This window comes from Mucilaginibacter sp. P5_A4 (assembly GCF_056400605.1).
On record NZ_JBFUKX010000029.1, the window covers coordinates 17209 to 31237 of the forward strand.

Here is a 14029-nt window from a genome sequence, read left to right on the forward strand (position 1 = left end):
AGGCCGCTTTCGGAGTTTCCGGAGCGGTCTTTTTTATAGGAAACTTGTTTGGTACACTTTTGGGTTTAAAAAACTGAGAATATTCGTTCAGTATGCTTACTCTTATTCCCCTAACCCAAAACAAACATACTTATCACCCGATTTACTGCCAATCTTCCCGCCTCCACAGGCTATTACTACGTACTGCTTACCATCTATAACATAAGTAGCCGGGGTAGCGTAACCTGCCGCGGGTAACTGCGCCTCCCAAACCACCTTCCCGGTTTTTTTATCAAAAGCGCGAATCTTTTCGTCCTTAGTGGCAGCTAAAAATACCAGCCCCCCTTTGGTTACCAGCGGACCGCCATACAGCTCCGTACCTGTAACCGGGATACCTTTTTTGGTGAGCTCGGGATATTCGCCTACCGGCACTTTCCAAAGCAGCTTGCCTGTGGTAAGGTCGATAGCATTGAGGGTACCCCACGGTGGCTTAATTCCAGGGTAGCCGTCCTTATCCAAAAACCGGTTATAGCCGGTCATGGTGTATGGAATCTCGTCAACCACCTTCTTTTCGGTTTTGGTGCTGGCAGTCCGGTCGGTAGTTGGTTCTTTAGCTAACGTTTTTTTCGCTTTGGCGTCCGGCAGTTTCAGCAGGAAAGCCAGCAGCGCTTTTTTATCCTGTGATGTTATCTGTTTAAAGGATGGCATCATGTTGCGGCCATTCGCAATTACCTGGCTTAGTTGTTCTTCCTTGTACTTTTTTCCAATGTTTACCAGCGATGGATATGATGTGCCATTACCTTTTAGCTGCGGCCCATGGCAGGCAATGCAGTTTTTATTGTAGATCACCTGTCCCATTCCTTTTAATGAGTTATTATTAGCCACCTTTGGCACGTTGATCATTACCTGTGCCCAGGGCATTTCGGAGCAGCTGATGTACATGATGTTTGTTTCCTTATCAACCGCTGCGCCGCCCCACTCGCCTCCACCATCAAAGCCGGGGAAGATCCAGCCACCTTTTTTACTGGGTGGAGTAAACATCAGGCGGTTTTTAACCTGGTTGTATTTTTCCAGCATCTCTTTGTGCGCTTCGGGTGTACGGTTGGTTATATCCTCGGGATTAAATATTTGCCTTGCAAAAGGTTGCGGTAAGGTTGGTATTGGCTGTGTTGGCCATGGCCTTTCGCCCGGCAGGGCTTTGGTGGGTACCGGTGTTTCTACTATCGGGAATATAGGCTTACCATTGGCCCTATCGAACATAAAAATATAACCATGCTTGGTGATCTGGACTACAGCATCAATTTTTTTACCATCGTGAGTTATAGTTACCAAATTGGGATTAGCGGGCAGGTCACGGTCCCACAGGTCATGGTGAACCACCTGGAAATGCCATTTCAACGTTCCGTTAGCCGCATCCAGCGCAAGCAACGAATTGCCAAACAGATTTTTCCCCTTACGGAAACCACCATAAAAATCACCGCCTATAGATCCGGTTGGAATATAAACTATGCCCCGCTTTTCATCCAGCGCCATACCTGCCCAACTGTTGGCTCCGCCAAACTTTTTGTAAGCGGCAGTATCCTGCCATGTTTCGTAACCTTTTTCGCCGGGATGCGGAATGGTATGGAAAATCCACTTTAGTTTTCCCGTACGTACATCATAAGCCCTGATATGCCCCGGCGCTGCATCGGCAGATTCGGCTACGCGGGTTCCAACAATCAGCAGATTATGATAAACCACGCCCGGCGTGGTACCTGCCACAAATGATTTAGTATCCCTGCCAAGGTTTTTGGTAAGATCAATATAGCCGTTTTTGCCAAAGGTCATAATTGGTGTACCGGTCTCCGCATCTATAGCGAAAGTCTTAATGCCGACACTATAAAAAATCCGCTTCTGGCCGCCATCCTTATTTTGCCAGTAGATAACTCCCCTGCTCACTTTGTAGTAAGCCATCGGGTCGCCACTGTTCGTGGTATCAGCCTTTGCCGGGTCAAAAAGCCATTTTTGCCGGCCTGTGGCGGCATCCAGTGCAAATAATTTCAATTTAGGGCTTGTGCCATACAGTATGCCATCAACCATAATGGGGTTACACTGGTTCTGGCTCCTGTTGGCAGTATCTTTATCGTTGGTGCTATACTTCCACGCTATTTTTAGCTTGCTTATATTACTTAGGTTGATCTCCTGGTTTGATGAATAACGGTTGCCTTCCTTTGAACCGGCATAAGTACCCCAGCCGGTGTAAGCTGCGTCGGCCTGGTTAGGTTTTGGATTTTTACATGATGCATAAACACCCGCAGTAAAAAAAAGGGCGGTTAAAAACCTGTTCTTCATTATCATTGGTTCTGTTTAGTATTAAATTGTCCAATCTTTTCTATTTCTCGGAAGATAAAAGAAAGAGTCATGCTGAACTTGTTTTTTAATCTACAGCTCTTTTATCCGGTTCCAAAAATCCTGCTCCATGACTTTAGCATCGATAGTTTTATATACTGATATCTCACGGGGTCCGTTTTCGGGTGGTACATCGGCTTTAATTTTTTCGGCTTTTGCCGGATCAAGATAGGCCATCACAAGGGCAAGATCCCACATTACCCAGGTTTCTTTAGCTTCCACAAAATCCCAGCGGTTATATAACAGCTCACCTAATTTACCTTTATCCTTTAAATTGTTACGGCAAACAGCACGGTTAAACCTCAAGGCGATGGCGGTGTTAATGGGCATAACGGTAAGGTCAAGTCCTTTGCAATTGAGCAACAGATCAAATGCATTCAAATCGTTGCGAACGTTAAATTCGCTTTTATCCCACACCTTCCGGTCGCTGAAATAGCGTCCTGCCAGCACATAAACCCTTATTTTAGGAATGATAGTAGTATCAAGCTGAATGGCCGACGCTATGTTTGACGCGGTTCCAATACACAGCAAATCCAGTTTTTCGCCGTCCTTAAGCTGATGTACTGCGGCTATTATTCCTTTTTCGGCATCAGAAATAACAGGCTCCTTTCCACCCCAGGAATGCCCGATAGTTCCCCTGCTACCCAGCGGATGGGGAATGTCGGTTCTGGAAGTAAGCTGCAGCAACTGCTCATTCAAGTCCTGGCTTAGTTGCACTGTGTTGATGTTTTTTGTGGGGTAATAATGCCATTTATCACCAACCAGCATATCGGCATTATTGAAATGGGCCGAACTTAGCCCAACAATATTTACCTGTTTATCTTTTAAAAGATAAACAATGGCATATAAATCGTCCATTTCATTACCCGTATCCGAATCAAGCCATACTATTCTTTTTTGAGCATAGCCGGTACAGGCTATTAGTATAGCGATCAAACAGACCGGGATAACTTTTTTGAACATGGCGGTTTATTTTTTAAGCAACTCGTCGGTAGTTACCTCATTGCTCAGCAATCTACCAAAAAGTTCCCATCGTTTCACAGGATCCTTAGCGGTACCTCCATTTTTTTCGATATAGTTTTTTACCATATCCATCCCGTAATTATAGTTAATTACATAGCTACGGTATTTTTTAATAAAGCTAACGGATTTAGAAGCTGTTTCATCATTCATCAAACAATATTTGGTAAGGTAATTGGTAGCCTTATCGCGCGACATGGTGTTGTTAATAAGCCCTCTTGCCGCCTCGTTACGGGCATAATTTAAATTACCTTTTATTGCAAGTGCTTTAAAATACAGGTCGATACCCGCGGTATCCAAACCGGCCAGCGGCAGCAATACATTTTTGGCAAACTTCACCTTCTCATCCCCCGGAAAAGCTACCTCGATACCGTAATTGGCGCTCCCCTCGGCAACTAAACTTTGCGGACTAAACAACGGATACATAGAGATCTCTACCCAGCCTTTATCATGGTACAGGTTTTTCTCCAACAACATATTGTACACATGATGACCAGGGTAGCTTTCATGGCTGCCCACATCAATAGCACGGTCTATAAAAATCTTCAGGTCGGTATTGATCTGAACGGTGCTTTTATAGTTCCCCTTGTACCAGTTATAACCGCTCCATGGTTTATTGGTTACATACTCCAGCGTAAAAGCTTCGCCTGCGGGCAAGGTGTAATGGGCCATGGTGCGCTTGCGGGCTTCGGCAATGGCGGCTTTTATCACCGGGTCGAGCTTATCTTTAGGGATAATGAATTTATTGGCCAGTTTTTGAAAACGTTCACTTACCCGGCCCTTTCCCGGCAGGATACTATCCAATAAGGCTATCTGCGCTTTAAAATGGTCTTCATCATACACCGGGGCGGCTACACCAAAAAGCTCCTTTGATTCCTCGTCAAAGGGTCTTTCCTCGCCCGAAAAAATCCGGATTCGCCTGCTGAATGCCACCAATTGATCCATCATCCAGTTGGCCCGTATTTTATTAGTGTCGATTTGTGAGTTAGTCGAAATAATTTTCAACTCATTCATCAAAATATTGGTATTTGCAAGTAAACTATCCTTTGGGAACTCTTTTTTAGGTGATTGCTTCGGTTTTAACGAATCAGGACCATAATAGGCATCCACAAAGTCGGTGTCATATTGACCAATAGTAAGGCCAAGCCTCACATACTCAACAGCAAGACTGTTAAGCTTCTTGTTTTCCAGCTGCTGTGCCGGGTCATGTCCACAGGCCAATATAAAAAGTATGGGTATAAATAGCAGTAGTTTCTTCATGTTAAATTATCCTATTCAAAGTAAATGTGGAACAAGATAATGATTACATTGTTTACTGAGGAAAATGTGGAAAATGTTAGCTTGTAATTTTATCAGCACTATGCCTTCCCAACCGGCCATTACTTCCTACTCAATGACGGAAAAACAGAATGTTGTAAGGCTATTACACCCAGTTAAACTCAACTATTTTCCCATTAAGCTTCCATTTTTCGGGCAGCATGGTATCCATCCAATCCAATGGTTCACCTAAGGGCAGTACTTTGGCTGCCCGGGCAAATGCTGTTTTTACGGCTGCTTTCTGTTCTTCGCCCATAGCTTCGGGTTGGGCCGAGATAAATAGCGGCGCACCACTTTCGGCCAATAGCTCCAGCCATTGTTTGTTCCTGCTCCATTCAATTTTGGTGGTAAGCCCAACGCAATCACCATCAACAGCATAAAATTTATTGTGCTGCGGCAGGCGGAAGGCCAGCGTATTTATACCCATTTTTCGGGTTCGGGCCCATTCATTGCCGCTGGTATCGTCACCTATGCGGCACATCTCGAAGATCCCGGCACTCAGGTGACTCATGGTATTACAGCCAATCACATAAATGCCATCTCCGGCTGCCTCACGGATGGAACGGTACAGGTGAAGAATAATTTCGGCAGTGGTTTTGCTCCTGTCATTAAAGTTCCAGCCGGGTATGGTGATACTGTTCTTCATTTCAAAACCCCAGCGGCCGGTTATATCATAGGTACTGAAATCATGCTTTACCATTTCGTAGCCCCATTGCTTATAAAAATCGAAGTTGCGTTTAACCCGTTCAATATTTTCCGGGATGGTAGGATCGAGTGTTGGGTTTTTAGGATCGTCCCTGCCGGAGATCTTTGGCGCCAGTAAACTTGCCTTTTCATCATGACGGGCACAAAGCGGGCGCATCCACAAACCTGGGCGCATACCCAGTTTTTTTATCTCATCACCAAGCAGGTGCATGTCTTTAAATTTATCATTGGGTTTACTGAAATCATCATTCCAGCCACCATCGCCGGGCAGCAAAGGCGAATAGGTAGCCCAACCGGCATCAATCACCGAAAATGGCTTATTGCCGGTATCAGTAACCAACTCACCCATCATAGCCGTGGTTTGTTTTATGAGGTCGAAATTGTTGTTGCCGTAGGCAAAGTACCAGTCGTTTATACCATAAATTGGCTGTTTGGGCAGGCGGGGCTTTTCGCACATCATCCCGCAAAAGCGATGATCGGTACGGAAGGGCGTTTCACCCGGCAAACCATGGCCGATAATGATATCTGCAGCATGTAAGGTACGATTGCCAAGCAATACACCATTGCCGCCCGAATGGGTATCTAAAGTAAGCTCCAGGCTATCAGTATCTAAACCCCACCAACAAATACTATTTGCCCCTGTTTTTACGCCGAAGCAGGCAGTTTGCTTTGCATCGTGTATTATTACGTACCATGGGTTTTTAACACCATCAAAGCCGGTTTTCCATTGCAGGTCGCCGTAAGAACGCTCCCAATGGTCACCAAGGTATTTTGCTGATGAAGCTGTGTTATGCTTCCATTTTAAACGTACCGAATTGAGTTGCTGTGTTGGCGATTGGATATATACTCCTTTTGCATTTCCGCTGGTTTTTACCGTAACCTCTATATCCTTATAAGTAAATTTGTTACCATTGGTAACCTTCAGCTTGAACCATTCATTGCCAGATTGTGCCCAGACTTCATCCGGGGCACTAATCGCCGATGTTTGGGTTGATGTTGCATAAGTAAGCCGGCTGAACAACACGGCCACGCCGGTAGTTGCAGTAAGTTTTAAAAAATGTCGGCTTTGCATGGTAATGTTCTGAATTGGATTTACAACATTACTAAAAGGTTTCAGGGAATTAAAATGAAATAATATTAAACGAGCAAATAAGAGTCTCGATTTCAGGCTGCTATTCCCCGTGGTGCTGTAGGCTCAAATTAAAAGCCCTCTCCTTTGGAGGGTGCTGGGTGCGGCTTATACCACACTACAAACTCCGTTTGCCTTTCCGCAACCGTCTTTAGGCTGAATTCGAAACCGTGATTAAGCAGAATCTCCCTTACAAGGGTAAGCCCTATGCCCTGCCCGTCTTTTTTAGTGCTGAAGAATGGCGAAAAAAGGTTAATGCTTTGCTCAGTAGTGATGCCTTTACCGGTATCGCTGATAATGAGTTTTTTCTCTTTAGGGATGAGTGTGAATTTTACCGAGCCTTTATCGTCAATGGACTCAATGGCATTTTTTACAATGTTGATGAGCGCCTGCTCCAGTTGCTGTTCATCGGCCATGATATTTACAGCATCATCGGGCAAATTAAACTCAAAGTTTACTCCTTTTTCTTCGGCTTTGATGGACATCAACGTGGTTACTGAGTTGATAAGCGTTTGAAGTATTATGGGATGTTTATTGGCGGGTGGCAGCTTCACAAGGTCGGCAAAGTTGCGCATAAACAGGTTTAGGTTTTGATTGCGGTCCATGGCCACCTGCAGGGCATCTTTTAAAATATCAAAGTTGTGCCCCTCCCAAAGCTGGTCGGTTTTCATGGCCGATTGCATGATGGAATTAACCGGACCAATGGTGTTATTCACTTCATGCGCCATCATACGGATAACCTTGCCATATACCTTTTTTTCGGCGGCCAGTATTTCGGCGGTCAGGTCTTCGATCATAATAAAATGGCGCGAAAACCCCCTATCCACAAAATGCGATTTCTGGAGTTTAAATGAGCTTACTCCGTCCAGCTTTACTACCGTTGTTTCGCCGGATTTAAGCAGCCTCATCTGTTCAAATAAGGGGTGTTCCAGTTCCTGAATGGAATATCCATGAAGTTTGTCTTCGGTAACTGACAAAAGCTGCTGAGCCTTTGGGTTCACCTGTTGTATATGATCGTCAAAATCCAATATAATGATGCCTGTTGGCGAAGTATAGATCAGTTTTTCTAAAAAGAAATGCTGTTGCTCCTGCCTTGTGCGTTCTGTTCTCAACTCATCCATCATCTGGTTATAAACATCAATCAGCGCGTCAATCTCGTGTTTGCCGGTTGATAAAAATTTAACATTAAAATCCTTGTCCTTTATGGCATCAACTCCCTGCATCAATAGCTTTAAAGGATTTATCAGCTGGCGGTAAAGCTGTACAGCTACCACAACCGAAATGAGCACAAATACCTCTGATATAATAAAGAAGACCTTGTTTTGGTTAAAAATAAAGTAAGTGAGCACCAGGGTTACCAGGTGCAGTATTACAACAAATAAAACGTATTTAGTCCTCAGCTTCATCGTATGGTATCTGGTATTTGTCGAGCCGTCGGTACAGGGCGCTGCGCGTGAGCCCCAAAGCCGCTGCGGCCCTGCTTATCTTGTTTTTATGATGATCCATGGCACGTTTTATCATCTCTACCTCTACTTCTTCCAAAGTTAAAGTACCAACACCAGGCAGCTGCATATTGCCTTTTTTTACCGGTGATAGCTCCAGCTGCGAACGAAAATCGTCAATACCCAGTTCATCTTTTTTACTCACCAGTATGGATCGTTCCACCAGGTTTTTCAATTGCCTGATATTACCGGGTAAAGGTAGGGTTTGCAGCCACTTCATGGCCGATGCCGCTACAGATAATTTAGGCCGGTTATAAATCTCTTTTAAATTATTGATAAAAAAATCAACCAACAAAGGAATGTCCTTCGGACGCTCGCGCAGGGCGGGCAGATAAACGGTAATCAGGTTAATACGATACAGCAGATCTTCCCTAAAAGTACCGCGCGATACCATTTCGTTAAGGTTTTTATTAGTGGCGCAAACTACCCTGGTATCCAGCGTTTTGGTGCGGCTGCTGCCCAACATTTCGTAAGTACGGTCCTGCAAAACGCGCAGTAGTTTTACCTGGCTGCTGGCATCCAGATCGCCTATCTCATCTAAAAATATGGTGCCTTTATGGGCCATTTCAAAACGGCCAATTCTGTCAAACCTCGCATCGGTAAAGGCCCCGCGGATGTGTCCAAACATCTCGCTCTCAAACAATGAAGTGGAGATTCCACCCAGGTTCACCTTAATAAATGGCTTATTACGGCGCAGGCTATTTTGGTGAATAGCCTCGGCTATCAGCTCCTTGCCAGTTCCACTTTCGCCCATGATGAGGATGGATGCATCAGTGGTAGCTACCCTACCGATGGTTTCCAGTATATCCAGCATTTTAGGGTCTTCGCCTATAATGTGTTGAAAGTTGTAGGTTTTATCCAGTTGCTTGCGGGTACGGTGTTCGGTCTTTTTATCCCGCAGATCGATCAGGGTTTTCACCGACTGTAAAAGGTGTTCGTTATTCCAGGGCTTATTGATAAAATCATTGGCACCAAGCTTCATCCCTTTTACAGCCAGTTCGATGCTGCCCCAGCCGGTAATCAGGATCACCGGGATGGCTCCGTTATGCTGCTGTTTTATCTTCTCGAGCAGTTCCATACCTTCCTGTCCCGATGTATCTATAGAGAAATTCAGGTCGAGAATAATTAGTTCGGGTTTGCTTTTCTTTATGATCTTTAAAGCATCGGCTGGTTCTTCGGTACTCAAAACCTCGTACCCTTCGCTTTTTAGCAGCAGCAAAAGCGATGTGCGTACAGCAATATCATCATCAATAACCAATATCATAATTGCAGGTTAATATCGTAATTATTCTTCGTGTAAAGCAACTGCCGGATAAATTGCAGCCGCCTGCCTGCCCGGATATAATGAGCATAAGAACACCAGCAGGTATATAAATAGCACAGCAAATAAAATTGCCGCTAAATAAATACCCGCCGAAAGATCAAACACATTTAACAATGGGAACTGCACGGCAAAAAATGAACCGATGATGAGCGAAAATGTAGCCAGGATCATTGATTCGGTGATTAATTGTTTGGAAACCGAACCACCCGTAGCACCAACTGCCCTGCGCAAACCAATTTCGCCCCGCCTTTTGTTAATGTTATACCATAGTACACCAAACAGCCCAAGCGCCACATTAATTATTAAAAAACCTCCAACAATACCCAATACTATCATGGGTACCAATGTAAAATAATTAATATCCTTACGTTTGTTTACAAGGTGTTCTATTTCCACATTTGAATCTTTCATATAGTTGGCCAGGGTTTTATATAAACGGGCCTCAAATGCTGCATTAGCACCAGGAGCAACCTTTACCATTATTTTACCCAGCCACCTGAATGTGCCGGTATCAATGCGGTGATAAATGGCGTCGCCGGGCTTTGCATAGTCACCCTTCATCTTGATAGCCTGTATCACTCCTATTACTCTTCTCTTATTTTTACCATCATCACCTTCGTCAAATATTTTACCTATTACTTCGCCTTTTCCAAATAACTTTTCGCGTAACTCATTATTTATCACTACTGCAGGCACTTTTGAAACAATATCTGTTTTGTTAAACCATCTGCCTTCAAGTAAGGTTCCGGTCATGGTTGTAAGGTAACTATCCTCGGCATTGTACATATTAATATGGTCAAAGGTTTTATGATTAATGGTTGCCGCACCGGTCCAGGTGTTTTGCGAAAAAGGAATATTATCACTGCAGAAACTAATTTCTTTAATCTCCGGCAACGCCTTTACGGTTTGTCGCAAGGTTTCATAATACCTATTCAGCGAATCGGTGCTTTTTGTTTGCAGGGCGTTGTTATAGCTAACAACCCATACATTTTCATATTCCATGCCCATTGTTTTTTTATAGTTGCTGTAGTAATACACCATCAGGGTAAATACCGCGAACAGCACCAGGAATGAAAAAAACATTTCGGACATCAATAAAAAGTTTTGTTTCTTTTTATTCCAGATGAGTTTTAATAAATGCTTAAACATAATATCTTAAATTTAATGGTAAATGATCTATTGCGCTTTTAACGCAGTTACAACGTTTAGTTTTGACATGCGCCAGGCCGGGTATACGCCCGATAGAAGGCCAAAAAAGAAACAAATAAGCAAACCGATGCCCAACACAGTAAAGTTGAGGGATAGTATAAGATTAGGAATCAGGTTCATACTATTTAAAACCTGTATTGCTATAAATGACAGTACTATTCCTATAAGCCCCCCCAACAGGGTGAGTATAATATTTTCGACAATAAATTGATAAACCAGGGTTCCGGACGACGCGCCAAAAGCCTTACGTACTCCTATTTCTGAAGAGCGTTCCATAATACGGGTAATATTAATGTTCACCAGGTTGAGCGTTGGCAAAAGGGTAACCAGTAGTGTAAATATGCCTATAGCAGTAAGTACAATGGTTACGCCCGAAAGGTCGTCATTACCAGTATCAACATAACTTACAATATATGGATCGGCATGACTGGATATTTTGTAAAACTCTTTACTTTCCATAGGCAGCCTTTTTACCAATCCTTCATATTCATCGTGCATACGCTGTACATCTTTTTTTGAATCTGCAAGTAGTATCCCATAGAAATCACCCTGATACCCCTTACCTTTGGTTACATCTGATTTTGACGCCGTATAGGGAAGGTAAATATCGCTATAGGTCATGTAACTGGTAACAGGTACATTTTTAACTACACCTGTCACCCTGTATTTCACGTTATCGGCTTCAATATATTTACCCACAACCGATGGCACATCACCAAAATACTGTTTCTTCATGTCCTCAGATATTACCGCAACCTTATCGGCATTAGCTAATTGCTGCCTGCTAAAAGTTTTACCCTCAATAAAATCATAATCCATAATATCCCAATAATCGTTGTTTGTGTATTTGTAGCTCACGGCTATCTTTTTATTATTTACATAGGTATTGGTACCGCGAAACATAGATGATATCCCCAGCTTAACCGGAGTTTTAAGGGTACGTACATAGTGGTCAAGGTAGTAAAACGACATTGTGCCGGAGCTTTGACCGTTTTTTGATTTTTGCTGGATGCGTGATATATATAACGAGCGATCGCGTTTCCTGTCGGGGTAACTGTCGCCTGCTATTTTATCCAGAAAAGCAGTAAGCACCAGTAATATGGTAAGTGTCAAACTAATACCAAACAGGCTGATAAAGGTGAAGAACTTCCTCCTGCGCAGTACCGCTATGGCTATTTTAAAATAATTTCTAAGCATAACTTTTAATTTTAGGCGGTTAATTATTGAACTTGCGAACCATCAAATAAGCGTACTAAACGGTGGGTTTTGTGAGCCATATTCTCATCATGTGTTACCATAACTATCGTGGTGCCTTCGTTGCGGTTCAGGTTGATAAGGATCTCCATAATCTCGTTACCCATGGCGCTATCCAGGTTACCGGTTGGCTCATCAGCCAAAATAATGTCGGGCTTGCCCACTATTGCCCGTGCTATGGCCACACGCTGCCTCTGCCCGCCCGATAACTGGGTTGGGAAATGTTTAACGCGGTTTGCCAAACCCACTTTTTCCAGCGCTTCGGTAGCCAGCATTTTACGTTCTTTGGCTGTAGTATCGCGATATAGCAGGGGCAGTTCCACATTATCCAACACCTGCAAGTCGTTTATCAGGTGATAGCTTTGGAAAATAAAGCCCAGGGTTTTGTTACGAAACTGCGCCAGTTGCTTGTCGTTCAGTTTTTCTGTTGATTTATCAGCAATTTTTATATTCCCTTTTGATGGAGCATCCAACAGGCCCATGATATTCAGCAGCGTACTTTTACCACAGCCCGAGGGGCCCATAATGGATAAAAATTCGCCTTTGGCAATATCAAGACTTATGCTGTTTAGGGCCAGGGTTTCTATAGTGTCTGTGCGGTACACTTTTTCGATGTTTTGTAAACGGATCATATTTAAGTGAGTTGTGAATGGTGAATAGTGAGTTGTTTGATTAATTATAGAACTATTTAATTTATTGATAAGTGATCTTTTTGTTGGTTTCAAAGTCGTATAACGACAGATAGCGTAACTGGTAATAGGCCCCCCAAAAATCCCGGAGCGATGCTACGTAATCGCGCTTGGCCTGGTCATTCTCGCGGAAGGCGATACCGAGGTCGGTGATGCTCAGATCTCCTAAAACATAGCGTTCGCGGGCTATCTGGTATTTTTCGGATGCTATGCTGTCGGCCTCGGCGGTATATACCAGTTGCTCTTTCATCACGTTAAAAAGCGACACCTGGGTTACAATCTGCTGCTTAAAGGTTTGTTTATCCTGCTCTACCGCATATTCGGTAAATTGCTGGTTAGCCAAAGCCGTTTTGATGCGCGATTTTGACCGCCCCCAGTCCAATATAGGCACGGCCAACTGCACCTGCAACACCTGCTGGTTTTGCGGATTTTTATAAACACCCGGAATAGTGGTTGCTGTGTTTGAGTAACCAAGATTGGCGTTTAATGTCGCGGTTAATCCATTTTGACCTTTAGCTTTTGCAACATCCCGCTTAGCCTCGGCAACACGGCGTAAAAACGCAATGGCATCAGACCTGTTTGCAAAAGCCTCGGCCAGTACTTTATCTGATGATACCTGCATCTGGCTGATGTGTTCCGGTGCTACCAATACCATCTTTTCTTCCCCCTCCTGCCCCGTATAGCTGCGCAGGTTTAAGGTAGCTATTTCCATATCGCGCTTAGCGGTACCAACCGCTTTTTTGGCGTTGATCTGCTCCAGCTGCAATTGCAATATCTCGTTTTTTGAAACCTTGCCCAACTCAAATTTGGTGTTGGCAATATTCATGATCTTTTGTGTGTTGGTATAGTTGGTTTCGGCAATTTTTAAATTCACCTGGGCCAATAGCAAATCGAAGAAGAAACCTTCCACATCAATAGCGATCTTTTCCTGGGCCTCAATGTAAGTCTGCTTGCTCTCGTTATATTTTAAGGGCTCAATCCTTTTGTCCCACTTTAGGCTATTGAACTGAAAGAGCGGCTGGGTATAGCCAATGCCGTAAGGGATACCATTGTATAAAACATTATGCCTGTCGAAATCGTCAAACCGCTGTAATTGGGTTGTACCATAAACAGTACCGCCTGTAGCTGTAATACTTTGGCTAAAGTTTAATGCCAGCGATGAGTTATCATTATGTATAGGCTGAAACTGAATGGTACCATCGGGCTGCTGTACCTGTGTAAATGTTTTGGTATAGCCAGGCAATATCCCGCTTAACGCCAGCTGCGGCTGGTAATTTGATTTGTAGGTACGGTACTCCCAATACTTGGTTTCGCGCACGGTTGCTGCCTGCTTGGCGGCTATTGAATTGGCCTTGGCCATCTCCACCACCTGCTGCAGGGTTAACCGCAGCGTATCGCTGCTACTGCCTGCAAATACCTTTGTGCCAATGGTTAATAACAATATGGAGTATAAAAATTTCATTCTGTTTTCCTTTATATTTCAATCGTCATTGCGAGGCACGAAGCAATCCCC

General features: G+C 43.8%; 10 protein-coding genes. All 10 read right to left on the minus strand.

The features are described 5' to 3' along the window. Positions 1 to 102: 102 nt before the first annotated feature. Positions 103 to 2310 (minus strand): outer membrane protein assembly factor BamB family protein, encoded by a 2208-nt coding sequence (locus AC1DQW_RS17110; protein WP_477455200.1) that lies wholly within the window; start codon positions 2308 to 2310, stop codon positions 103 to 105. 90 nt (positions 2311 to 2400) lie between these two features. Beyond that, the gene (locus AC1DQW_RS17115; protein ID WP_477455201.1) at positions 2401 to 3330 is read right to left on the minus strand and encodes a nucleoside hydrolase; all 930 of its coding nucleotides are present in this window, start codon (positions 3328 to 3330) and stop codon (positions 2401 to 2403) included. A gap of 6 nt (positions 3331 to 3336) precedes the next feature. Beyond that, the gene (locus AC1DQW_RS17120; RefSeq protein ID WP_477455202.1) at positions 3337 to 4647 is read right to left on the minus strand and encodes a hypothetical protein; all 1311 of its coding nucleotides are present in this window, start codon (positions 4645 to 4647) and stop codon (positions 3337 to 3339) included. Positions 4648 to 4810: 163 nt separating this feature from the next. After that, positions 4811 to 6481, minus strand: coding sequence for an alpha-amylase family protein (locus AC1DQW_RS17125; RefSeq protein WP_477455203.1), 1671 nt, complete (start codon positions 6479 to 6481; stop codon positions 4811 to 4813). A gap of 128 nt (positions 6482 to 6609) precedes the next feature. After that, entirely contained in the window at positions 6610 to 7944 is a 1335-nt protein-coding gene (locus AC1DQW_RS17130; protein ID WP_477455204.1) for a sensor histidine kinase, read from the minus strand. Then, a complete protein-coding gene (locus AC1DQW_RS17135) occupies positions 7928 to 9304 on the minus strand; it encodes a sigma-54-dependent transcriptional regulator (RefSeq protein ID WP_477455205.1) in 1377 nt (458 codons plus the stop codon). Before AC1DQW_RS17135 ends, AC1DQW_RS17130 begins: the two co-directional genes overlap by 17 nt. A gap of 21 nt (positions 9305 to 9325) precedes the next feature. Then, entirely contained in the window at positions 9326 to 10513 is a 1188-nt protein-coding gene (locus AC1DQW_RS17140) for an ABC transporter permease (protein ID WP_477455206.1), read from the minus strand. A 27-nt stretch (positions 10514 to 10540) separates the two neighbouring features. Further along, the gene (locus AC1DQW_RS17145; protein WP_477455207.1) at positions 10541 to 11770 is read right to left on the minus strand and encodes an ABC transporter permease; all 1230 of its coding nucleotides are present in this window, start codon (positions 11768 to 11770) and stop codon (positions 10541 to 10543) included. Between the two features lie 23 nt (positions 11771 to 11793). Further along, the gene (locus AC1DQW_RS17150; protein WP_477416519.1) at positions 11794 to 12459 is read right to left on the minus strand and encodes an ABC transporter ATP-binding protein; all 666 of its coding nucleotides are present in this window, start codon (positions 12457 to 12459) and stop codon (positions 11794 to 11796) included. Between the two features lie 61 nt (positions 12460 to 12520). Then, entirely contained in the window at positions 12521 to 13978 is a 1458-nt protein-coding gene (locus AC1DQW_RS17155; RefSeq protein ID WP_477455208.1) for a TolC family protein, read from the minus strand. Between the last annotated feature and the right edge of the window lie 51 nt (positions 13979 to 14029).

Bases quoted from the DNA above. Each gene is read 5' to 3' on its own strand.
- AC1DQW_RS17115 (WP_477455201.1), bottom strand. From the start codon at position 3,330: ATGTTCAAAAAAGTTATCCCGGTCTGTTTGATCGCTATACTAATAGCC.
- AC1DQW_RS17145 (WP_477455207.1), bottom strand. From the start codon at position 11,770: ATGCTTAGAAATTATTTTAAAATAGCCATAGCGGTACTGCGCAGGAGG.
- AC1DQW_RS17110 (WP_477455200.1), bottom strand. From the start codon at position 2,310: ATGAAGAACAGGTTTTTAACCGCCCTTTTTTTTACTGCGGGTGTTTAT.
- AC1DQW_RS17120 (WP_477455202.1), bottom strand. From the start codon at position 4,647: ATGAAGAAACTACTGCTATTTATACCCATACTTTTTATATTGGCCTGT.
- AC1DQW_RS17130 (WP_477455204.1), bottom strand. From the start codon at position 7,944: ATGAAGCTGAGGACTAAATACGTTTTATTTGTTGTAATACTGCACCTG.
- AC1DQW_RS17150 (WP_477416519.1), bottom strand. From the start codon at position 12,459: ATGATCCGTTTACAAAACATCGAAAAAGTGTACCGCACAGACACTATA.
- AC1DQW_RS17125 (WP_477455203.1), bottom strand. From the start codon at position 6,481: ATGCAAAGCCGACATTTTTTAAAACTTACTGCAACTACCGGCGTGGCC.
- AC1DQW_RS17140 (WP_477455206.1), bottom strand. From the start codon at position 10,513: ATGTTTAAGCATTTATTAAAACTCATCTGGAATAAAAAGAAACAAAAC.
- AC1DQW_RS17155 (WP_477455208.1), bottom strand. From the start codon at position 13,978: ATGAAATTTTTATACTCCATATTGTTATTAACCATTGGCACAAAGGTA.
- AC1DQW_RS17135 (WP_477455205.1), bottom strand. From the start codon at position 9,304: ATGATATTGGTTATTGATGATGATATTGCTGTACGCACATCGCTTTTG.